General features: G+C 30.9%; 17 protein-coding genes and 7 pseudogenes. 8 read left to right on the forward strand and 16 right to left on the reverse strand.

Going from position 1 to position 22659, the window contains the following annotated elements:
* Window positions 1-224: 224 nt before the first annotated feature.
* Window positions 225-1048 (forward strand): IS5-like element ISOt6 family transposase gene (locus OTBS_RS12320; RefSeq protein WP_157866385.1). Its coding sequence is split into 2 segments (ribosomal slippage): window positions 225-612 and window positions 612-1048, totalling 825 coding nucleotides; the frame shifts between segments, so codons are not numbered across the junction.
* Between the two features lie 124 nt (window positions 1049-1172).
* Here OTBS_RS12320 and OTBS_RS05635 read toward each other — a convergent pair.
* Window positions 1173-2141, reverse strand: a complete 969-nt coding sequence (locus OTBS_RS05635) for an IS110 family transposase (protein ID WP_080571859.1) — start codon at window positions 2139-2141, stop codon at window positions 1173-1175.
* Window positions 2142-2557: 416 nt separating this feature from the next.
* Between OTBS_RS05635 and OTBS_RS14215 the strand changes: the two are divergent.
* Window positions 2558-2653, forward strand: a pseudogene (locus OTBS_RS14215) (IS5/IS1182 family transposase); the annotation flags it as partial.
* A 315-nt stretch (window positions 2654-2968) separates the two neighbouring features.
* Here the strand turns inward: OTBS_RS14215 and traN are convergent.
* The 10 genes and pseudogenes from traN to OTBS_RS05690 all read right to left on the reverse strand — a co-directional run bounded on the left by traN (window position 2969) and on the right by OTBS_RS05690 (window position 10410).
* A pseudogene (traN, locus tag OTBS_RS18390) lies at window positions 2969-4666 on the reverse strand (conjugal transfer protein TraN).
* Entirely contained in the window at window positions 4663-4983 is a 321-nt protein-coding gene (trbC, locus tag OTBS_RS05650; protein ID WP_011944350.1) for a type-F conjugative transfer system pilin assembly protein TrbC, read from the reverse strand. Before trbC ends, traN begins: the two are co-directional and overlap by 4 nt.
* Window positions 4984-5063: 80 nt before the next feature.
* Window positions 5064-5887: pseudogene (locus tag OTBS_RS05655) on the reverse strand (TraU family protein); the annotation flags it as partial.
* Window positions 5888-5992: 105 nt separating this feature from the next.
* Window positions 5993-6229: a hypothetical protein gene (locus OTBS_RS05660; protein WP_011944813.1), complete on the reverse strand. Its 237-nt coding sequence runs from the start codon at window positions 6227-6229 to the stop codon at window positions 5993-5995.
* Window positions 6229-6693, reverse strand: a complete 465-nt coding sequence (locus OTBS_RS05665; protein WP_011944814.1) for a TrbI/VirB10 family protein — start codon at window positions 6691-6693, stop codon at window positions 6229-6231. The genes OTBS_RS05660 and OTBS_RS05665 overlap by 1 nt, the downstream gene beginning before the upstream one ends.
* Before the next feature lie 111 nt (window positions 6694-6804).
* Window positions 6805-7206, reverse strand: a complete 402-nt coding sequence (locus OTBS_RS05670; protein WP_011944247.1) for a hypothetical protein — start codon at window positions 7204-7206, stop codon at window positions 6805-6807.
* Window positions 7203-7754: a TraE/TraK family type IV conjugative transfer system protein gene (locus OTBS_RS05675; protein ID WP_011944688.1), complete on the reverse strand. Its 552-nt coding sequence runs from the start codon at window positions 7752-7754 to the stop codon at window positions 7203-7205. Before OTBS_RS05675 ends, OTBS_RS05670 begins: the two co-directional genes overlap by 4 nt.
* Complete coding sequence (locus OTBS_RS05680; protein ID WP_011944246.1) at window positions 7754-8089, reverse strand: hypothetical protein; 336 nt, start codon at window positions 8087-8089, stop codon at window positions 7754-7756. The genes OTBS_RS05675 and OTBS_RS05680 overlap by 1 nt, the downstream gene beginning before the upstream one ends.
* Window positions 8090-8214: 125 nt before the next feature.
* Entirely contained in the window at window positions 8215-9453 is a 1239-nt protein-coding gene (locus tag OTBS_RS05685) for a tyrosine-type recombinase/integrase (RefSeq protein ID WP_080571797.1), read from the reverse strand.
* 450 nt (window positions 9454-9903) lie between these two features.
* Window positions 9904-10410, reverse strand: coding sequence for an SCO family protein (locus OTBS_RS05690; protein ID WP_231966179.1), 507 nt, complete (start codon window positions 10408-10410; stop codon window positions 9904-9906).
* A 1067-nt stretch (window positions 10411-11477) separates the two neighbouring features.
* On the opposite strand from OTBS_RS05690, the pseudogene OTBS_RS14220 reads away from it, so the two are divergent.
* Window positions 11478-11594, forward strand: a pseudogene (locus tag OTBS_RS14220) (IS5/IS1182 family transposase); the annotation flags it as partial.
* A gap of 53 nt (window positions 11595-11647) precedes the next feature.
* A pseudogene (locus OTBS_RS14225) lies at window positions 11648-11845 on the forward strand (helix-turn-helix domain-containing protein); the annotation flags it as partial.
* Between the two features lie 7 nt (window positions 11846-11852).
* On the opposite strand, the pseudogene OTBS_RS05695 reads toward OTBS_RS14225, so the two are convergent.
* Together OTBS_RS05695 and OTBS_RS05700 are read right to left on the reverse strand one after the other, a co-directional pair.
* Window positions 11853-12607 (reverse strand): annotated as a pseudogene (locus tag OTBS_RS05695) (transposase); the annotation flags it as partial.
* Window positions 12603-16039, reverse strand: a pseudogene (locus tag OTBS_RS05700) (sodium:solute symporter family transporter). The pseudogenes OTBS_RS05695 and OTBS_RS05700, both read right to left, overlap by 5 nt.
* A gap of 746 nt (window positions 16040-16785) precedes the next feature.
* Here OTBS_RS05700 and dnaQ point away from each other — a divergent pair.
* The 4 genes from dnaQ to OTBS_RS05720 all read left to right on the forward strand — a co-directional run bounded on the left by dnaQ (window position 16786) and on the right by OTBS_RS05720 (window position 20045).
* Window positions 16786-17454, forward strand: a complete 669-nt coding sequence (dnaQ, locus tag OTBS_RS05705; protein WP_011944817.1) for a DNA polymerase III subunit epsilon — start codon at window positions 16786-16788, stop codon at window positions 17452-17454.
* Between the two features lie 219 nt (window positions 17455-17673).
* Window positions 17674-18183, forward strand: coding sequence for a CarD family transcriptional regulator (locus tag OTBS_RS05710; protein WP_011944818.1), 510 nt, complete (start codon window positions 17674-17676; stop codon window positions 18181-18183).
* A gap of 23 nt (window positions 18184-18206) precedes the next feature.
* Window positions 18207-19241, forward strand: coding sequence for a tRNA (adenosine(37)-N6)-threonylcarbamoyltransferase complex transferase subunit TsaD (gene tsaD, locus OTBS_RS05715; RefSeq protein ID WP_011944819.1), 1035 nt, complete (start codon window positions 18207-18209; stop codon window positions 19239-19241).
* Between the two features lie 12 nt (window positions 19242-19253).
* Window positions 19254-20045, forward strand: coding sequence for an NAD kinase (locus OTBS_RS05720; RefSeq protein WP_011944820.1), 792 nt, complete (start codon window positions 19254-19256; stop codon window positions 20043-20045).
* A gap of 101 nt (window positions 20046-20146) precedes the next feature.
* On the opposite strand, the gene OTBS_RS05725 is transcribed toward OTBS_RS05720, so the two are convergent.
* From OTBS_RS05725 to tolQ, 3 genes are all read right to left on the reverse strand, one after another.
* The gene (locus OTBS_RS05725) at window positions 20147-21232 is read right to left on the reverse strand and encodes a hypothetical protein (RefSeq protein ID WP_232488940.1); all 1086 of its coding nucleotides are present in this window, start codon (window positions 21230-21232) and stop codon (window positions 20147-20149) included.
* 124 nt (window positions 21233-21356) lie between these two features.
* The gene (gene tolR, locus OTBS_RS05730) at window positions 21357-21815 is read right to left on the reverse strand and encodes a protein TolR (RefSeq protein WP_011944822.1); all 459 of its coding nucleotides are present in this window, start codon (window positions 21813-21815) and stop codon (window positions 21357-21359) included.
* A gap of 5 nt (window positions 21816-21820) precedes the next feature.
* Window positions 21821-22510, reverse strand: coding sequence for a protein TolQ (tolQ, locus tag OTBS_RS05735; RefSeq protein WP_011944823.1), 690 nt, complete (start codon window positions 22508-22510; stop codon window positions 21821-21823).
* Window positions 22511-22659 lie beyond the last annotated feature (149 nt).

Genomic DNA, 22659 nt, shown 5'->3' on the forward strand with positions numbered 1-22659 from the left:
TATCGTTTTTTTCTATGCTCAAACCTCATTGTAAATGACTATATTATCTCTTTCTAACTGTTTCTTATTCTAAATTTGCATTTGCAGACATGAAAGCAATAAATAAACCGTTATTAATTGAAATTATGTTTAAATATGTTGCATAATTTAATTGTACATTAGACTTCTTTCGAAACTATACAATGATGTAAAATGGTGTTATAAAAATCTGATTTGAAGTAATAATGAAATTAGATCAGATTAAAGAGTTAAAGGATGAAAAATTTCGTCGATTAACAGTAGTAAGGAAGGGAACATTCTCAAAGATGGTGGATATTTTGAGGAAAGCTGATGGTGTTAAGAAATCAAAAGGAGGGCGTAAAAATAAGCTCAATTTGGAGGAACAGTTATTGATGGCCTTAGAATACCTTAGAGAATACCGTACTTATTTTCATATAGGTCAGAACTATGGGATTAGTGAAAGTTCAGCATATAAAGCTGTAAAATGGGTAGAAGACACCTTAGTTAAACACCCAAACTTTGCTCTTCCAGGTCGTAAAGCTCTAATGAATAGCGATATGAATTATGAAGTAGTCTTGATTGATGCTACTGAGAGTCCAATAGAAAGACCCAAAAAAAACAAAAATTCTATTATTCAGGAAAGAAGAAAAGGCATACACTAAAGACTCAAATAGTGGTAGACAAGAAAACACACCAAGTAATATGTACAGATTTTTCTAACGGTAAAAAACATGACTTTAGATTATTTAAGGAATCCAAAATTCTTATCCATCCTAAGATTAAAGCGATTACTGATACAGGATATCAAGGTATACAAAAAATTCACAATAATTCTGCATTACCAAAGAAAAAAAGCAAGAAAAATCCTTTAACTAAAAATGATAAAAAGAATAATCGTAGGTTAGCAGGAAAAAGAGTTGTCAATGAAAACGTTATTGCTATGCTAAAACGGTTCAAAATTATTGCTGACAAATATCGAAATAGACGTAAAAGATTCGGTCTTAGATTTAATTTGATCTCTGGCATTTATAATTTTGAACTACCTTAACCAGTTTCGAAAGAGGTCTATTATCTCTTGTAAACTTTTTTCATTATGCTTTTCATACTTTCTCTTATCCTAATCTGGCGTAAATAATAATTTTATAAAAAAGATGTAAGTTTTTATAAAATTATTATTTTTGCTGGATTGAAACATTAGGATTAAAAGGAGAATTATGCTTCAAAACGCCATAAATAATATGTAGTAACTTACGCATAGCAGCAGTAAGGATAAGCATTTTGGGTTTACCAGTGTTAGATAAACGTTGAGAAAAATGCTTGATAATACAATTATGTCTTAAGGCAGACATAGCAGGCATATAAAAAGACTTACGTAGATCTGAATTACCAGTTCTAGAGATTCTACTAGCGCTACGCACAGAACTACCAGATTGACGATGCTTAGGATTAAGACCTACAAAAGCTACAACTTGTTTAGCAGAACTAAATTTCTCAATATCTGCTAAAAAAGCCAGAACTATAGCTTGTGTTTTTGCTCCTATACCTGGTATTGATTCAAGTAACATAGCTTTATTGTGAAGATCTTTGTTATTTTTAATATGGTCATTGATTAGTTGTTCAATTTCTTTAATTTGTGTTTCAAGAAATTCAATGTGCATTTGAATATTATTAGCAATTGCTTTAGAAGCTCCTTCTAATCTATTTGTTTCTTGTGTTTTATGCTTAATTAAAACATTCAGGCGATTAACCAGCTGCTGTAGTTCTTGAATATAATGCGGCTGTGGATACCATGCTTCCTGTTTCATTGCTTTGCAAAAATCTGCTATTAATACACTGTCTGCTTTATCTGTTTTTGTACGACTAAGTTTACTCATTGCAAAACCTTTAATACGAGCAGGATTTACTACACTCACTTTATAGCCATAATCGTACAGATATTTCGCTAAGCTTTTCCAGTAGATACATGTTGCTTCCATACAAACATGTCCAGTTTCTCTGCTTTTTAACCATGTTACTAATTTGTTAAATCCTTCAGAATTATTATTAAATTTTCTTGTTTGAACTTTATGATTAATTAACACAGCGGCATCAAATGTCTCTTTAGAAATATCAATTCCTACAATTATACTATTCATAATCACCAAATTTTATGTTAAATATCTCAAAACCAACCTTGTAAATACAGGCTTTTTTGCCTAAGAATACCGTCCGGTTTTTAGTTAAAAAAGATAGTTACTTATCTAAAATTCAGGCTAGTAGCCTTAGGAGCATAACTGTATACTAGCTTTCTTTTGTGCTATTGCTATAATCTTTTATTTTATTGCAATTTCACTTATTTTTATCATACAAGGAGTATACTTAATAGCTAAATCAAAATTTTTCATTGCTTCTTAATATTTGTTTAACTCAAGAAATGAAATTCCAACATAAAAATGTTTTTCTTCTAACATGGCTTTATCCTGCATTAAAATTTCTGATGTAACAGGTTGATTGTTGTTTCGTTTTGATGCGATGGTCGTATTTAACAGTAGACCTCTTTCGAAACTGGTTAACGTAGTTCAAAATTATTGCTGATAAATATCGAAATAGACGTGAAAGATTCGGTCTTAGATTTAATTTGATCTCTGGTATTTATAATTTTGAACTACGTTAACCAGTTTCGAAAGAAGTCTAGTGTTAATAATAAAACAGCTGTTATATATTTTACAAATTTCATATGATTATTAATTACCCTTTAAATTTTTGATTAGCTACTGAACACCAAATAATTACTAAATTATAGGTGTTACAATTAATCCTTCTTTTATATTTTTTTTCAGTCTTATCAATAAGACTATCAGAAATTCTATTAATATTCTTTATTTTTTATTATTACAACCAGTTATAACAAATGATGTTGCATTAAATACGTGTGATTTTCTATAGGTAAAGGCATTGATATAAAGTCAATAGGAACTAGCTATAGTATTTAATGATGACTTTGTTGCATACGATGAACTTTATCTTTGATTCCTGCAATAATGTCTTTGTTCATGCTGTTTTGAGCTTTAGTGAGTATATCTCCAAATAGTTCATCCATATTGATTTTAGTGAAATCAACTTTTTGTAACTCTTCAACAGTAAGGCCTCTACACTTTGGACATTCAGGTGTACCGAAGTCTATTTTTAGCTGCTTTCTTGCTTCTTCCTGAAAAATTCTTGCAAGTTTTGACTGAAAGCAGCAATAAGTAGACTTTCTAGCTAGGCAAATACCCAATATCGGAATTCTTGAAGAACAATAGGTTCCAATGTAATAGCAGTAACCTTTTTTTCTATATAGAGCTAATTCTTGTTCCTTAGATTTGCATTGCGATAAGCCTATATCACGCCCCCAGCCAGTCATTGAAGAGCAGCAATTCAAAAAACTAAATACATCTTTTTTGCATTTTCGATGTTTACCTGAAAATACAGAAACGGGATTTGTTTTAATGTCCTTGCTCATCTGATTTAGCATCGCTAGATGAGCTACCTTAGCTATATCTCTGTTTGGTATAATAGTCGGAGTGTTGCAATTACCTCCTAAACAAAAAATTGAGTTATTACGCAATGATGAGTGTAGCATTGTTTGCTCATCAGTTGAACAGCTATAGTCATGCTGCCATAGTAAACAAATATTTGCTACTGATTTTTGGCAAGTGCTGTTTTTAATTCACAATTTTGAATTTTAAGGTGTTTGCAACCATCTTTTGGATCGCTAGTACAAGAAAAAACAATCTTTTGTTTCCAATATGAACGATTGACTCTAAACTTGTCAAAAAATACTCTATCACCACTCTCATAGTTGAGTCTATTCACCTCATAGCATTCATTACTTTCTATTAATTGTTCAAGTTCAGGCTTTACAACTTGCCAATATTCTGCTACTTCCCTTAGTTCTTGAGTCTTATCTCTGTAGTCATAGCGAAGTATACATATTTTACCTCTTTTTGATATAATATAAACTTTGTTCCAATATGCTCTATAGATACGCCAAGCCTATCAGCAACAGCACTCCTCATTCGTCTTGCAGCCATTTGGCTATCACCTGCTAACTTGTATATTTTTTCATTATTTTTATCTACGTCATGGAAATCTGCACGACCATTAAGCCAATTACTATGATTCTCTACTATTTCTTCTGTTGCAAATTCCATTTGCCGGTTTTGCCAAGAAAGCCATACATTCTCTAATCTGCACTCAACATTTAATTCTCGAATAAGTTCAATGTTAAAATTACTACCTTCATTACAACTTTGAATAATTTCAGTATTAGTTTTACTTGTCTGAGTTACGAAGTTACTGCTATCAAGGGCACTTAAAGGATCAGATTCAATTCTCATTGAATTAGCTATCATATAATTTTGATCGTTGATATTATGTTGAGTTAAGGCATTGTTTTTACTGTTTTCAGCTTGAAATAACATTGCCCCACTTTCTGTACCAAGCTGATTACGGCCATGGTAGGTTAAATCCTCATCATTGTTAGGATAATTGACATTACTACCTTGATGAAATAATTCTTGTGTATTTGAAGAATTTCCAAGATTTACATTATAGTTGCTAGCTTCATTATAACTGCTTTGCATTGAAGCTAAACAACAGCTAATATTGAGCACTATCAAAAAGTTAATATAGATAATAATCTCATTGAGTATTCTCATTCATAATTTCTAATGCTATTGCTAAAGGAATATGGCCAGTTAATTTCTTGGTTAATCCTCTTTTTTCATCATCTATTACTATCACAGGAACAACATCAATTTTATATTGTTCAAACAAGCTAGGATCTATATCGAAGCTAATACCAAGCTCCATAGTTTTATTCTTTGTTTGTGTAAATGAGTTATTAATTAACCCACGCATAATCAATTGAGCTCCAGCCTTTTGAGATTCAGCAAAATAGCTTTTTAAAGCCTCATCACTCATTGAAAATGAGACAAAAATAAAAGTTTTTTGCTGGCCCAAAAAAAAGCATTAGCATTATTAACAAATAATAAAACCATCAACATCATTACTCGTATAACCATATTCCTCTCTAACCCTTATCAAAGCAAACAGTAATCTCTTTTTCGCCAAATCAAGTAACCAAAATCTTCACCATTAACTGGAAATTCTCTTCCAGCCTGCCATGTAGCTTCTGTTTGGCCTATGCTCTTGCAGGATCTGGTTTCTGGAATCGGATAAGTCATTTGTAGTCGATACTGACTTTTCTTCATAATAGGCATGGGATACTTGCCACATAAGCCTTTATAACCATAATATCCCCATAACATCAGTTGCCTATGCATTCTAGCCATAAACTTACTTACCATTAATACAGATGTTCCAACTCCACCATTATGCGCCGCAGCTGTTCCAGTAAAAGGGTAAAGCATTCCTTGACATTCAGCACACCAAAAAGCATAATCACTTGCTAATAAACCAGCGCTGCAACTCATGCAATCAGCTATACATGCTTGATAAGCAGCTACATTTTGAAACAACAGCGTTTCTGGATTTAAAATCGCAGATTTAGCGTCATCACTCCATAATGGATCAAACTCTGTTAAATATGCTATATCGACTGCAGCCATTTCCAGACAAATAAAATCAAGCAAAATTTCCAGCCAATAAATCACAGGATAGACATACCAATGAATGTGATAAAAAGCACTTCCTTCAGCCTCATCTTTCATGCCTTTTTGAGTAGCACTTCCAAATGACAAACCTCCAAGACTTACCATACACATTGGCGACTTTGTAACATCTACAAGGCGTACTGGCTCCCAAAATCCTACCGGAATATACCAGGTACAGGTATTGGAATCCCTGGCTTAGGACAAAGACATATAAGTCTACCAGAAGCATTAGTATCAGGCATTGAAGTGTTTGTAAAGTACAGAGATATAGTAATTTAACCTATATTATCACATAAATCATTTTTAAGTTGCAATATCACTCATTTTTGGTTTTTTAGGTGAAGTGTTAACAACAGCTACACCTTGAACTGCTTTAGATCGCTTACAGTATAGAACACAACGCCTTTTTGATTAATTTTTGATGTTTCAACTTTCTCAACATTATCAGGGTCAAAAACTCCTTGAGCAGCCATTTTCTTTATTTCATATAAAGACTTACATTTTTGCCCTTTAGGAATTTTACAATCAAAATTACTTTCGAAAAAGAAGCTTGTTAGGCTCATACAGCCCAATAGCAATAATAAAAACTTCATTATAAATGCTCCTCTAACTTTTGTGATTGGTCGAATTTATTATGCAAATTAACTTTTTCATTGTTAGTTGATTGTGAATAAGTTAAATTATGTGGCTTCTTCTTGTGCTCACGTAAGTCAAAAACTTTTTTAAATACAACATCGATGACTCTACCTGACGCAATAAGAACGACTGGGCTCATAGAATCAGCTTGTTTTATAGCAAAATCAGCTAGCTTATCAAAAGCATTACTAGCTCCAGAGTAAGCTCCAGACTGAAGCGCATCTCCAATCTGAAACTCTTGTTGTTGATGACCTCCAGCTACTAGGTTTAAAGTTGGTAGCATATCAGGTTTAATAGCCTTAGCTTGTAGAAACTTAGCAATATTGCTAAATACTCCATTTAATGCAGCCATGCTTGCTATGTTAGACGATTTATCTACCACGATTCCTTTAATTCCAGAACGTCCATCTTCACCTATCAACCAGCCTTCCGCCTTGTTTTCAATAATATCTCCATAATGAAATTTTACTTTGAAGCAGTTTTAATATGCTTGATGCTGAGCTTAACAAGCTTTAAAGTAAAAACTAGCATTTTAAGCTAATTTTATTTTTCCTTTTGAATTATCCTTTTCAGCTTCTTCTGTAGCAGCATTAATAAGCGTTACATGGCTTGGAGTTTTTGGAGTAAAAGTTAACATTAAATCTTGAATTGTTTTGTGTTCTCCTATTACTGTTAAATAAAGCTTCTTTTCTTCTTCTCGTGGAGCAATAAACAAACATCCAGACTCATGAACTACAACTTCGGCTGCATTTTGAGGATACATAAAAATATCATTGATTTTTTCATCTTTAAGATTAATTCTTGTTGGCCCACTATCAGAAATCTCAAGCTTCAGCAAATTATCAACTTCTAACTCATATTCTACCGCATATACATCACTAAACTTGACTAAAGCAATAAACCCTATCATAAACCTCAAAATTCTAATACTCATTTTTTTATTCCATTCTCTTTAACGCCAGTTAACAACAAAAGGTAATTAGGACTTCGCTTGTAAGTCAAAAGGTAAGTCTTATCGACAGCTATATGTTTACTATCGCTAAACCAATAACGAAGCGTTCCACTAATTAATACTCCATCCTTTATCACTTCAACCTTCTTCGGAAAAAAGACTGAAGACACATTTGAGCCTTTAACAAATTGCAAGTGATCATGAAAAAATTTATTTAAAGATTCAGTATTACTAGATGCAACTTTCATGTCTGCTATTTGTCTTTCTACCTCATTTGGAGAAGTAGTAAATAAGAGTTTCGTTACATAAATTGCCCATTCCTTTAAATAGGTTTCATGGTAATTTTTTGATGAAACCATCATTTTACGATCAGGCTCCATTGCTGGAATTAATAACCACTTTTCTTCTTTGGTAATTGCAGCCATTATCGCAATTATATTAGCTGCAGCTAGCAATATAGTTACTGAAAGTAAGCATTTATTATATTTAACCAGCTCTTGTATAGCATTTTGCTTAAAGAGATGATTCATTACTTGCCAACTTTTTTGCCCAAAAGCCTTGGATATCCTAATGGAGCTGGCAATAAACCTTTAGCTACTAAAAAACTTTTTAGCAAAAAATTCTCAGATACCTTCTTAATTTTCTTAAAGCAATAACATAGAGCAATTCCTCCAACCATAAAGGCTAGGCCTAATTTAGCATGCCTGCTGTTTAGTAGTACAATTCCTGGAGCTACTCCAGCTAGCACTACTCCCCATTCGTCAATGCTCAAACCCATATACTTCAACGGCCTCGATAATGCCCAACATAATTTTTGATTTTGTATAATCACCTTCAGCCTCAATTGTAGCATGAGATTTCTCATTCTGCTACTATAATGTTTAAATTAGCTAAATATCTTCAAACACAGATTTTACCTGCAATAATTAGTGTTCATATATGCATGTGCGACATGAAATCGCACTATTCTTACCACAACGTTTATATCAGTCAGATAGTATTATAAATATTATAACTTCTAGCACATTCACTAATTATTTGTATAGCCTTAGACATATACTCTCGTACTAACTCCATACAAGCTATAGTATAAGGTATTGTTGAGTTTGGATTAATATGATTCAATGCTATACTAATTGTCCTCTGACTTTCGCCTGCATCCCCCATACAACTTGCAAACGTCCTTCTTAGATCGTGTATTCTGAAATTTTTTATGCTTGCCTTTTCACAAATTATCTTCCATGCGGTATTTGGATGCGATAAGTGTCCGCTTTCGCTAGTAGAACTTGGTAGTACCCATTTACTTGTAGATATTAATTTCCTTGCTTGCAATATTTCCATTGCCTCATCTGTTAATGGTATATTTTGCGCCTTTCCGTTCTTAGTTTTTGGTATATGCCATATTTTTCTTTCAAAATCTATATTGTCCCATTCCATCTCTAACACATTACTTTTTCTAGCTCCAGTATATAACGCTAGTAATGCAAAATCTCTTATCAATGGACTTGCTTCTCCGCATAATACTTGTAAAAATCTACCCATTTCATCGTAACTTAGACGTCTCTCTCTTGCTTGCAGTTTATGCTGCTCTATCCCTAGAGTAGGATTGTTTTCTATTAATCCCCATTTTATTGCCTTATTAAATATAGTGCGTAAGGTTGCTAGCAATGCATTTGCTGTGGCATATTTTCCCTCTTTGCTGATATCATTGAATATTGGTTCAATATCACTCATTCGAATCTTGCTTATCTTTTTTTCATATAATGCTTGTGCATAAGTATGTACTCTGTCAGCATTCTCTTTCCAGTTTATAGTATATATTTTGGCATACTCTTCAATATACTTATAACACAGCTCTTTGAATGTAATATCGTTAGCTTTTCTTTCTCTTTCTTTTATACGATTCTCATTTTCTTCTATCTGTTGTTGATGTTTTACTGCTCTTGGATCTATTCCGTTCGCCATTAATGTCTTTAATTCTCTTGCTATTTTTCTAGCTTCTTTAATAGATAAATATGGAAATTCCACTATCCTTATTTTTAAACTCTGGTTTTTATATTTTTGTTCTAAAATCCATGTTTTTCTTACTATTCCTCCACAGACTGTACATGAGATTTTCAGTTTAAGTCCTATTATATCTGGATCGTGGATAATTAATAATTTTTCTCCCTTAGGAATTTTAATTTTACGTAGTGCTCGATTTATAAACTTTGATGATATTGAAGTCATAATCACCCCACATAATATTAATATTTATTATTAAAGTATTACGTTTAATTAAACAGATGATCTATATTATACTTTTTATTTGATAGCAAATTTTTATACTAATTTGTTCATAATACATATAACTTGAAAATCACTTATCAATCCTAGATTGTATATATTTTTCGATCATTAGATTAACCTCTAGATTGAAAACTGGCCCCCAATTTCCTAAATTTTCTGTCAACCTTTTGTCAACCTTTTGCTTTAATTTTTTTGTTATATTGACAAATATTGGAAATATATTTATAGTTAAAGTTGAAGATTAATTATAAATATTAATAAAAGTTAACATAAGTTAATAGTAGGTTCTATAAAGTGTAGAAGTTAATAAAAATTAACTTTTCTTCTCCCTTATATTTGATATGTCTTTGCACCTTTACTTATTGATATGTTATATCTGATACGATATTGTTATTTTAAATGAATTCTAATATATTCTATTATTTTCTCTGGGGTATCATCAAGAGTAAAATGTGACATGTATTTGCCATTTTTATCTATTAAATATATAAAAGTAGAGTGATCTATTAGATAATCATTACTGTTTCTATCACTTAATGCAGAAATAGAATAATAAACACCGAATTTCTTAGTTATATCCTCGATTTGAGGTTTAGTACCTGTTAATGCAATAATTTTGCTGTGAAAATTTGTCATGTAATTCTTTAAAGTACTAGCATTATCTCGTTTAGGATCAACTGTAACAAAAATTGTAGAGATATCTATATGATACATATCTAAAACTTTAATAACTTTTGATAATTTTTCTAATGTAGCTGGACATACATCAGGACAAAAAGTAAAGCCAAAATAGATAAGATAAGGTTTACCTCTTAAAGATTTACTGTAAAATTCTCGGTTATTAGTATCAATTAAAGTAAAATCTCCACCAAGTAAAATTTCGCTGCTTGTGACCATAGAATAGCTAATATTATCTGTATTAGCTACTTTTTTTTTAGATTGAGGCCATAAAATAAATATGAAGTATAGAGATAACATTCCTATAATTATAGACAGAATAGCTAATAGCTTAAAAAAGCACTTGTTACTTGTAATATTCATTTATTTGCGATTTTCATTTTTAATTTAAACTAAATTACTAATATTACTTTAAGAATTTTTTTACTACAAGTTAATTTTTTACTAATCTAAATATAATATATATATACCACTATAAAACAAAAATGAAGTTAGAGCATCAAAGAAAGGAGAAATAATAGAGAAAAAATAAGAAGAGATAGGAAATATATGGAAGCAGCATATTCATAAGATTTAGGAAAGAGAGTAATGAAATTAATAGAAGATGGATAAACAATAGCAAAAGCAAGCAGAGTATTTAAATTAAAGAGTATTTAAATAAGTAGAAAATAATATAGATAGTAGGTAATAGAGATCTTATAGAAAGCAAACTACACGTAATTGAAAGACTATAGGAATTAATAACTGAGTGTATAAGCATTTATATGCTAAATCAGAAATAATACTAACTTAAGATTGGTGACTTTTAGCCTAAATTGCAAACAAGATTATGAATTAATTGAAAAAGTTGAAAGCTAAATGCAAATGTAACAATTGAACAAATGATAAATTTAAGAAAATCTATTGACATTCAATAGATTGGAAAGAAATTATATAAAAAGTTAATAATCTTCGTAAGTAGAAGTATTTATAGTCATTTACAATGAGATTTGAGTATAGAAAAAAACTCCAATTGCCTCATAAGATTTAACAAATTGAGTAATTGGATTTCTAATCTACATCTTCATATTAGACAACACTTCTCTATCAGATTTAAATCTAGAGAATAAGGTGGCAGAAAAATAACTTTACAACCAACATATTTTATTAACTCTTTTGTTTTTTAGATTTATGAAACGCAGCATTACCCATTAGACTTCTTTCGAAAGTAGACAATGATGTAGAATGGCGTTATAAAGATCTGATTTGAAGTAATAATAGACCTCTTTCGAAACTGGTTGATGTAGTTCAAAATTATTGCTGATAAATATCAAAATAGACGTAAAAGATTAGGTCTTAGATTTAATTTGATATCTGGCATTTATAATTTTGAACTACATCAACCAGTTTCGAAAGAGATCTAATGAAGTTCGAATAGATTAAAGAGTTAGAGAATGAAAAATTTCGTTGATTAACAGTGGTAAGGAAGGGAACATTCTCAAAGATGGGTAGATATTTTTAGGCAAGCTGATTGTCTTAAGAAATCAAAATGTGTGAGTAAAAATAGCTCAATTTGGAGGAACAGTTGCTGATGGTCTTAGAACACCTTAGAGAATACCGTACTTATTTCCATATAGGCCAGAACTATGGGATTAGCAAAAGTTCAGAATATAAACGTCAATTTAGGATAAGGAGTCAGGAGAAGAAGAAGAGATAAGATGGGGATTAAGTTTAGAGATAGAATAACTAGCAAGAGAAGCAATTATATGAACAAAGAAATTAAGAGGAGAACGGTGTCTAGTATGCTCTAAATGCATATGTTTTTTTAGTACATTAGACCTCTTTCGAAACTGGTTAAGGTAGTTCAAAATTATAAATGCCAAAGATCAAAATAAATCTAAGAACGAATCTTTTACGTCTATTTCGATATTTGTAAGCAATAATTTTGAACTACCTTAACCAGTTTCGAAAGAGGTCTATTAAAGACAGACTCAATTAAAGAACGTTTATTTAATAACCGCTTATCTTGTATGTCCAATAAATATGTTTTCATATCTTTACGAAGATTAGTAAATAAACGTAGACAATTGGTCAGCAGTTGATGAAATAACTCTTTAGATATGTAAGCTTTATCACTAAACAATTTACCAGATAAGCCTTTAGAAAAAACTGAAGATACAGATAGGTCGCTTTTATTGCCTTTAGTAATTTTAACTGACATTATTTTGCCTTTATTATTGATTATAAGATGAAGCTTAAAGACTAAGAACCAGCCATAACTACTTTTACCAATTTTAGAAATTTTGTTAAAAACTCTATTGCTGGAGGTACGTTTATTATGACAAATTGCTAACTTTGTAGAATCGATGCAATATATACTTTTCAAAAAGCCTATCTGAACTCTAATAGTTAACATAAAAGAGGGATATAATCTAAGGGAGATAAGAATAAGGAAGGGGAATAATTGTTTGCTTAAGATAGTGGTTGATAACATTACGGAGCTGATTATAGGTATAAGGTTTTTCAATGAAGGCTACTACTCCCATGGAATAAAGCAGGTTTTTAGTTTCATAGGTTTGACTATAACCTGAAATAATAATAATAGGAATGCCATACATTTTTGTTACCGTATAAATTTCCTGCACAACTTGCTCTCCACTTTTTTCAGGCATTACCATATCAAGTAATACCAAAGAGTACTGTAATGGATTTTCCTTAATCAACTTAACAGCTTCAAAAGCATTATTAACTGGTTCTGGAGTATATTGTTCAGCATATATATCTAAAGATATCGCATCTAAAATATTTTGATCATCATCAACTATTAAAATGCTTTTATTAACTCTAATATGATTTTCAAGCTCCTTGAGAGAATTAATAGAGTTGCATTCATAACCAAATCCTTTTAATAATTTTGCTATTCTGTCTTTATATATTTTACCAAAAACCTCGCTTTTACTATAAACAGCTTTATTGAAGCCGCCTTCTGGCTGTCGTAATGGTAATCTAAAAGTAAATTTGCTTCCTCTATTATTAGGTCGATTTTCTGCCCAAATTTCACCATGATGTGCTAATATAATTTCTTTAGCAAGTGTTAGCCCTAACCCACGGCCACAAGCCTTAGATTTAGTTCTGCTACTTTCCTCAAATGGTACAAAGATTGCTTCTAGCTCATTTTCTGGTATTCCAACGCCTTCATCTTCAATTGATACTTCTACTCCAGATCTATATGGCTTTACTGTAATTAGAATCAAACCAGACTGAGAATATTGAATCGCATTTGAAATAAGATTCAGCATCACAGTTTTAATTCTGGTATGATCAAATTCAAACATTGTCTCAGCTTGAGGAACATAGTTTAAACTAATTATATGTTTTTCAGCTACATTTACTTTGTTGCACTCAGCAATTATTTCTTTTAGCATTAATTGAAAGTTATTGAGCTCTATGTCAAATATCATCTGCCCTTGTGCAAATTTTGATAAATCAAACAAATTATTGCTGTACGCTACTAATCTCTCGATACCAGAATTTGCTAATGTTACCATAGTTAATACTCTTTCTTTTTCTTTGAGAATCATCTGGGTATCTTTATAGTATTTTGGTAAAAATTTGCTTAGTAAATTAATAGTAGTGCGAACGACTGATAATGGTGACTTTATTTCATGACTTAAATTATTAAGTATATGTTTTTCAGTATTAAGAAGTATTTCCATTTTTTGGCTTTTAGTATTTAAACGCAGATTAAGAACATCAACATCATTTTTTAGCTCTAGCATAGATCTAGTGTTATCTACAAATTGATTTTGTCTTAATCTAATGAACAATAGTATAGCAGTCAATAATGCTAATGCCCATATGACATACATTCCTAAATTATTATCAACTTCATTATAATCAGCTAAGTAACCTCGCCAACTGGCTAATATGTTAAATACTCTAGCTCCAACTGGCACACCTAACAATATCATAAACAAAGCTGTATGCCATTGTAATAATATTCCTGCTACAACTAAGTTAGATATAAAACACATTAGTAATATTGGAGATGAACCACCAATCATAGTTAATAAAGTATTACTAAATACTAAAGTATAAAATATCGTAATATGCCAAATCAGACCTAAATATTTAGTTCGAAAATCTGCATTCCATTTATTATTATATAGCAAAGCCGTAGTCATCACTAACCCTAAAAGTATAACTGACACTTTTGTAACTAACCAAGCTGAGGCAATATTATGTTCTACCTGTCCACATAATGACATAACCATTAATGATGCTGCTGTAATAACGGAGTACTCAATATAATAATGCCTACCACGGAATGTTTCATTATTGCAGTAAGCGCAAATATTATCCCAGCTAAAACTATGAGATAAAGACTTAAAGAAGCTTGAAATAGAATTAATCTGTTGCTTGCGTTTTTCTTTAAGAACATTTAGTGGCCTACGATCACTAGGTCCAACCCATCCTCCTGGCTCCCCAAGACAGTAGTGCATTATCATCATTACAACAAAATTTGCTATAGTTGCTGGCATTAGATCACCTATTGGTAATGCTGCATTAAAAAATTTGTTCCAAATAAATGTAGTTGAGATTCCAGCAATCATACCTGATACTATAACTCTAGTGGTAGTTCTAAATCCTAAAATTGTAAACATTACTGGTATTCCTATTATTGGGCTATAAAAACTAGCTCCAAATAATAATATACCTATCAAATTTTTTTGCGAAATAGCCATACATAATCCCAATATACCAATAAATATGGAAAATATTCTAACTGCTATAATCTCTAATGTTGTATTTTTTTGAAATAATCCTAAAGGCTTACACAAATCGTTTGCAAATACAACTGAGGCAGAATTAATATATGAGTCCGCTGTTGACATAATCATTGCAGATATTCCAATTACTACTAATCCCTTAAATCCAGGATATGCATAGCTATCTATTATATACGGTACTAAATTATTAGTTTCTATGTTTTGATGTGATGATAGCAGTATTAATCCTATAAATCCAACAAACACGCAAAATAGCAAATGCATTGGGATCATAATTTTAAAAGCTTTAGCTGCTTGTACTGTATTACGAGAAATTAAAATTCTGTGAAACATAGCTGGATTTGTATCTGGTAAAAAACAATAAAAAAATATTCCATAATATCCTAGTGTATTGATATTATGATAGTCTAGCAATATTTTAGGATCAAATATAGGATTTGCAGTTAAAGTATTTGCTATAGATTCCCAACTACCTAACATTCCCCAAATCAGTATTGCTAAAGTTGGAATAAATGCTCCAAAGGCTAAAGACTGAAAAATATCAGTAAATACTACAGCTCTAATGCCTCCAAATGCAGAATATATAATAACTACCATACTGCTAATTACGGTTGCATATACACTATCTATTACTAAAAAATGATTAAATATTGTAGAAAAAACTTTAATTGCATAGCAATCCCTGTTGCAGACCTGATAATAACACAGGTAGCCCCTATGATTCTAATATGTTTACCATATAAATCTCCCATTACATCTGCCACAGATAATTTACCAAAAAATTCCTGCATTCTTGGAATTAAGATATAAGGATAACAAAGTAACCCTAGTATTTGCCCAATAATAGGAAGTACTGCAAGTATCCCAAGTGCATATATCTCATATAATCCTAAACTAAAAGTACTACCACCAATAAAGGTGGCTATAAGAGTTGAGACAAGTGATGCTGTACTAAAATTTCTTCCCCCAAGAGCATAATCTCTAACAGACTTTACTTCCTTTCCATACCATAACCCTATAGCTAGATTAGATATCAAGAATAATCCTACTAAAATTAGGTCTATATTCAATGCTGGCATTTAAAACTTACTCCTTCTCATGTTATTGTATGTATATAAATAATATTAAGACACATAATAAAACTTAACTGTATATTAATGTGCTTAGCTTGTATAAAGCTTTCTTTATTTAGCTACACTAACGTAATAATTAATTAGTGATATAATATGTTAGTATTGTCAATATCATACTTTTAGTAGAAAATTCTTTAGCTTAATGTAAACAAACAGTGTAGGCAGTTTTACTTGAATGTGCTATGAAGAGTATATAAGCTTGCTATAGAAAGAGCAGAGTTGAAAAAGAAGATCTAACTACATAAATAGAAATAGAGCCTATGTAGATTTCAGTAATATAATAGCATACCGTAATCAAAGTTTGATATAAAATATCGTAGCACAAAATCTAGTTGAAATAAAAATCATTACTTTATTTAATACTGATGTGTAGAGTTAAACATGTATTTTTGTGCTTCTTTTATTCAGAATAATTTGAAAAAGTTCTTTATTATACAAAAGTCTTTGCTATAGAAAGTGTAGCAGTTTGTATGGTTTCTTAGGGTACTATGTCTGTCTTTATATATGTCTTCTTTATTCTTATAATTTTTCTGTTTTTTAATATTAATTTATCGCTGTAACTCTTATTCTTCCTCCTTTCATTGTTCTGCGCATATTGAACTTGAGCTAAGATTAAGTATGGTTATATTTGTATTGCACAAATAGTAAACTTAAATTATAAGTCTACTTAAACCAATAAATTAGTAGTTAATATGCAAAGAAAGATAGTATTAGATACAGAAACAAGTGGTCTTGACCATAAGCAAGGACATAGAATTATAGAAATAGGCGCAGTTGAGTTAGATAGCGATTGTACAGAAATACGCAACACTTTTCATTACTATATAAATCCAGAGCGAGATATATCTAAAGAAGCATATAAAGTACATGGATTATCTCGTGATTTTCTTTCTGATAAGCCTAAGTTTCGAGAAATTGTTGATGAGTTTTTGCAATTTATTGACAGAGCGCAGCTTATTATGCATAATGCAAATTTTGATATGCAGTTCTTAAATTCTGAATTATTTAGAATTCGTAAATCTGCTATTCCAAATACTTGTGTAATAGATACTTTAACATTAGCAAGAAAGCGCTTTCCAAAAGAAAGGGTGAATCTAGACGCATTATGTTATAAATTTCGTATTGATACTTCAGATAGGCATTTGCATGGAGCTTTAAAGGATGCTAAGTTGCTTGCTTTAGTTTATGGACGTATGATGCATGGTATGCAGGTAGTTCTACTTGATGATACTAAACATAACAAAGAGATAATAATATCTAATTGTGCTACAAACATTAACAATACAGTAGTTGTAGAGCCTACATGCGATGAAATTATACAACATCAACAATTGTTATCTAAAATTCATAAGCATTTGTAAAAAGAATTATAGTATTTATTTTTTGTATATTAAGTATCTTGAAGTAAGAAATAAAATATGGTATAATTGCCGCTTAATAGCATATTTAATTGTGTTTAAAGCTAGTTTTACAAAAACTTTATTAACTTGTTGTAACTCAAAAGCTATATGAGTTTTTTTAATAGCTTTCAAGGTTTATAATTTAAGGTATGTAAAAAATTTAAAGATTATACTGAAAGTATGGAACATCAACAACAGGAACAATTTAAGATTGGAGATAAGGTAGTTTATCCATCTCATGGAGTAGGTGAGGTAATTGGTATTGAAAATCAAGTATTTTGCGGAAAAGAGTTAAGGGTGTATGTTGTTTCCTTTCCAATGGATAAAATGACTTTAAAGGTGCCAGTAAATAGCAAAAGTACTTCAGGATTAAGAGCGATCAGTTATAAAACTGACACTGATAAAATATATAAAATATTATCCAGTCAGTCTCAACCAGGAAATAGGATGTGGAGTCGCCGTGCTCAAGAATATGAAAATAAGATTAATTCTGGAGATCTTTGTTCTATTGCAGAAGTAGTTAGAGACTTGTATAAAAATGCTGAAGTTGATCGCTCTTATAGCGAAAGGATAATTTATGAGTCAGCAATAACTAGACTTGCAAGAGAGTTAGCTATCTTGGAATCTGTAAAATATGAAGAAATAATTGAAAAGCTAACTGAAATCTTGAAAAATAGAAATACTGTATAATCAACATACATAAGAAGTTTATTGTGAATGTTATTGGTATTGAGTCTAGTTGTGATGATACAGCTATTGCTATAGTTAATAGTAATAGAGAGATAATTGCTAATGTAGTAATTTCCCAATATACTGAACATCTTCCTTATAGCGGTGTAGTACCTGAAATTGCAGCTAGGGCTCATCTGAAAAATTTGCAATATGCTATGAAAGAAACTTTAAATCAAGCAAAAATTAATTTCACAGATATTGATGTAATTGCAGCTACATCTGGTCCTGGCTTAATTGGGGGGATAATAGTAGGCTCAGTATTTGGGCAGGCAATTGCATGCGCATTAGGCAAAGATTTCATTGCAGTAAATCATTTAGAAGGGCATATACTAGCAGTGCGACTAAATGAGAACATTAGTTTTCCTTATTTGGTATTGCTTGTTTCTGGAGGGCATTGCCAATTTATTGCAGTATTAGGAGTTGGTAAATATAAGATTTTAGGACAAACTATTGATGATGCTGTTGGTGAAGCATTTGATAAAACAGCTAGACTATTAAAACTTGGATATCCTGGAGGACCAATCATTGAAAAATTAGCTAGTAAAGGTGATCCTCACAAATATTCTTTACCATTGTCAATGACAAAGAAATCTGGCTGTGATCTATCATTTTCTGGATTAAAAACAGCAGTTAAGCAATTAATATTTAGTATAGAATCTTTATCTGAAAAAGTAATTTGTGATATATGCGCTTCGTTTCAATACACTGTAGTTCAGATTCTACTGTGCCGTAGTATTAATGCTATTAAATTGTTTGAAAGTTATTGTAGCAATAATTTTAAAATTAATAGGAAAAATTATTTTGTTATATCAGGAGGAGTAGCAGCTAATCAATATCTGAGACAAGAAATATTTAATTTAGCTAATACATATGGCTACTGCGGTGTTGCTCCACCTAGCAATTTGTGTACTGATAATGCAGCAATGATAGCTTGGGCAGGAATAGAAAGATTAAACGCTAATTTATTTAGTAGTAATTTTGTTCCAAGAGCTAAATGGAGTGTTGAAGAACTTTAATTTAATAGCCCCATGAATGTAAAGAACATAAGATATTTTACTTCTAATTTAGCTAAGTCTGCACAGATAGCAAATGAATTACAACAAAAATATAATATTCTATCATTAAATGATAAAGATAATTACAGTGATAGTATTGATACTATCATAGTTATTGGTGATGATGGTGTATTCTTAGATGCCTTAAAAAATTTTCTGCATCTAAACGTAGGCTTTTATGGTATTAATGTTGGAAATTTAGGTTTTTTAATGAATAGCTATAACAATAAGCACGATTTAATAGAACAAATTAGCTCTGCTAAAGTAGTTGCAATTAATCCTTTACGAGCTAAAGTTGCTTATAACGATGCTACTGAGGAAAAAATTTGTTTTGCTTTTAATGAGTGCACTATCTTACGGTATAGCTCTCAAGCAATTAAGGTAGATATTAAAACTGATAATGTGTTTCGACTTAATTTATTTGGAGACGGTGTATTAGTAGCAACAGCAGTTGGTAGCGCTGCATATAATTATGCAGCTGGAGGAATGGTGTTACCGTTGGCAGCAAATTTATTATCAATTACTGCAATATCTCCGTTTAGGCCAAAAGGATGGCATGGAGCATTAATACACAATCGTAGCAGTATCGATATTACTATACATGATTATACAACAAGGCCAGGGTATTTTACAGCTGATTTACAAGAAATTTATAATGTTACTACTGTAAATATTACAGAAGCTCAAGATCAGAAAGTTAAATTACTTTTTAATGCTGAAAGTGATCTAGAATATAAATTGCTTAAAGAACAATTTAGTACATAGAGAAATATCAGAGTTGAAAAAAAATCTTCTTTAGTATACAAAGAATCGGCTATTGCATATCAATATAGTAATATAGCAAGAACTTCAGTATTGAAAAATACTTAATCTTCAGGATTAAACTCAAGAACAAGTTGTTGCCATGCATTATATTCTTCTTTTGGTAACTCTTGAAATGGGCTTGCTGCCCAAATTGCTCGTTTAACATTTTGAATAAATACATTGCAAACTGTAGTGTTACTGTTAGGGCAGTTATGACTAATATCTGTAATATTTTCAATTGTGCCATCTAATGTTAAGTTTACCATTAATACTGTACTGATTCCTGGTATGAATCCTATAGTATGATTCCAATGCGCTTGAATTTGATACTTAATTGCGTCTGTATAACTTGTGCTATTAGTATTATTAGTATTTTGTCTGCTAGCATGATTGTTAGCTATATATTGTTGTTCAGCTGCAACATTGCTTGTAACAAGATTATTCTTTTGAGTAATTGAATGCCTTATATCGGTAGTATGAGCAACACTAGTTTTATCCTCGATATGACTACTTTTTAAAGGTGGATCTATAACTTTAGGAATTATAGGCTGAGTAGTAGAAGCGCTACTTTCTGTTATAGTAGGAACATTAGTTTTATGTTCGATAGGTGGGCTTTGTAAAGTTGGATCTATGACTTTCGGTGTAGCTTGAGGAGCGGAAGCAATTTTTTCTGGAATATAAGAAGTACTACTAGCTTTTTGTTCGATAGAACCACTTTGTAAAGGTGGTTCTGTAACTTTAGGAATTATAGGCTGAGTAGTAGAAGCGCTACTTTCTGTTATAGTAGGAACATTAGTTTTATGTTCGATAGGTGGGCTTTGTAAAGTTGGATCTATGACTTTCGGTGTAGCTTGAGGAGCGGAAGCAATTTTTTCTGGAATATAAGAAGTACTACTAGCTTTTTGTTCGATAGAGTCGCTTTTTAAAGGTGGTTCTGTAACTTTAGGAGTTATAGGTGGAGTAGGTAATGGAGCAGGAGTAGTGATAAGCTTTGTCTTATTGCTAATTGAGTTATAATTAGTTAGATTATTTCTAGCATTATGCTTTTTAGGTTTACGAAGATTGTTTTGTTTTAATTGAAAAGTGGTTTGTTTGTTATTGGTTGCTTTTTGAGCATTGCTGGTTGTTTTATTGGTTACTTTATTCATTTGAACAAGCTCAAGACTGATTATTTTATTATGAAGTTGAGGTTGTTGTGAGGTAAAGAATATTGCTGCATAACTTAATATTAAGTGGCAACTAAATGATATAAGAAAGAAAACATAAAAATTATTACTTGTGTTCATTACAGTTATCTGTAATTAAAGCTACTTTTGTAAACCCAGCACTTGTAATTTCAGCAAGTAGTTTTGCTATTTCGCCATACTGCAAATTTTGATCTGCTTTGATAAAAATTCTGGTATTAAATTTTCCTTTAGTTCTAGTAAGTGCTTTAAGCTTATTGACTAATTGCGTTTTACTGATTTTAGTTTTAAATATATATATATTATTGCTTTTATCAATACTAATAGTTAAAGGTTCGCTTTGCTCTGATAATGGTTGACTTGCGCTAGTTTTAGGTAAATTAATATTAACGCCTAAAGTCAACATTGGAGATGTGACCATAAATACAATTAATAATACTAACATTACATCTACTAGAGGCGTGACATTTATATTGCTAATTAATGCTCTCTTAGAGCGTTTTTTAGCGAATACATTGCTAATAGCATTTATTGTATTGTTGTCCATATTGATTATCTTTTGTCTATAGTTTTACACAATACAGTATAAAATTTTCTAATAAAATTCTCTAATTTGCTTTCTACCAATGACAACTTATGAGTTAATATATTATAAAATATTCCAGCTGGAATAGCTGCAAATAATCCTATAGCAGTTGCAAGTAAGGCTTCTGCTATACCAGGTGCTACAACTGCTATGCTGGTATTTTTTGTGGCCGCGATTGCCTGAAAGCTATGCATAATACCCCATACAGTGCCTAATAATCCTATAAATGGTGCTGTGGAGCTAATTGTTGCAAGAACAATTAAGTAAGTTTCTAATTGCTCTGATATCTGATTTTTTGTTAACTCGATTGTATACAAAAGTCTATCTTTCAAATTACTGTTATTACCTGCAGTCACATTATGTTCATATTTGTATTCATTCAAAACTATTGTTAACATTGATGATATGGAATTACCATTGTTTTTATTAATTTTACTATATAGTTCATCTACCTGTTGATTAGATTGTAGTAGTTTATTAAACGTATTTATTTCTTTTTTTATATTATTAAAATGATAGTATTTATAAAAAATTATGGCCCAAGACCAAATTGATGCTATAATTAGTGTAACCATAACTGTTTTACAGATTATATCTGCTGATAAAAACGCTGAAATAATAGAGATTTGAGAAGTTAGAGAAGAATGTTCTAGCATTTAATACTTATTCTTAAATTTAAATAATTTCATATTATACTTTACCTTATCATAGGAGTTAAGTTTTACTTTCCAGTATACTTAAAGTGTTGTGAGCACGCAATAAGATATTGCTTTGCATTATTGAATGATTTAATTGATTGTTAAAA

Origin of the sequence: Orientia tsutsugamushi str. Boryong, from assembly GCF_000063545.1 — a bacterium.
Taxonomy (GTDB): domain Bacteria; phylum Pseudomonadota; class Alphaproteobacteria; order Rickettsiales; family Rickettsiaceae; genus Orientia; species Orientia tsutsugamushi_C.